At 66.7% G+C, this 871-nt stretch carries 1 protein-coding gene; it reads right to left on the reverse strand.

Features of this window, described 5'->3' with window-relative positions:
• Positions 1 to 871 (reverse strand): acyltransferase domain-containing protein (locus tag BFF76_RS30215; protein ID WP_167359546.1); only part of this gene is annotated, 871 nt, incomplete at both ends.

Consider the following 871-nt stretch of genomic DNA (forward strand, 5'->3'; position numbering starts at 1 on the left):
GTGGTGGCGACGGCGGTGGTGAATTCGTCGACCATGGGTTGCATGAGGGTGGAGTGGAAGGCGTGGGAGGTGGTGACGGGTTGGGTGGCCCAGCCGTTTTCCTGGGCGTGGGTGGTGAAGGTGTGGATGGCGTCGTGGGTGCCGGAGATGACGCAGTCGCGGGGGCCGTTGTGGGCGGCGAGTGAGAGGTTGTCGGTGAGGGCGGCTTCGACGGTGGTGCGGTCGGCCATGATGTTGAGCATGGCGCCGGGGGGTTGGGCTTGCATGAGGCGGCCGCGGAGGGCGACGAGGTGGAGTGCGTCGGGGAGGGTGAAGACGCCGGCGAGGCAGGCGGCGACCCATTCGCCGAGGCTGTGGCCGATCATGGTGGTGGGGGTGATGCCCCAGGAGTGCCAGAGTTGGGTGAGGGCGTATTCGATGGTGAAGAGGGCGGGTTGGGCCCATTGGGTCTGGTCGAGTCGGTTGTCCGGGGTGAAGATGATGTCGCGGATGTCGTGGCCGAGGTGTGGTGTGAGGAGTTCGGCGCATTGGTCGACGGTGGTGCGGAAGGTGGGTTCTTGTTGGTAGAGGTCGTGGGCCATGCCGGTGTGCTGGGAGCCTTGGCCGCTGAAGATGTATACGAGTGGTGGGGTGTTGGCTGGGGTGTGGGCGGTGAGGACGTTGGCGGGGTCGCGGCTTTCGAGTGAGGCTGCGATGGTGTCGGGGGTGTTGCCGGTGACGGTGCGGCGGTGGGGGAATGTGCGGCGGCCGGTGGCGAGGGTGTGTGCGGCGTCGGCGAGGTTGGGTTGTTCGTTGCGGAGGTGGGTGGCGAGTTGGTCGGTGGCTTGTTCGAGGGCTTGGGGTGTGCGGGCTGAGATGATGAGTGTTTCGG

Origin of the sequence: Streptomyces mutomycini, from assembly GCF_001700505.1 — a bacterium.
Taxonomy (GTDB): Bacteria; Actinomycetota; Actinomycetes; order Streptomycetales; family Streptomycetaceae; genus Streptomyces; species Streptomyces mutomycini.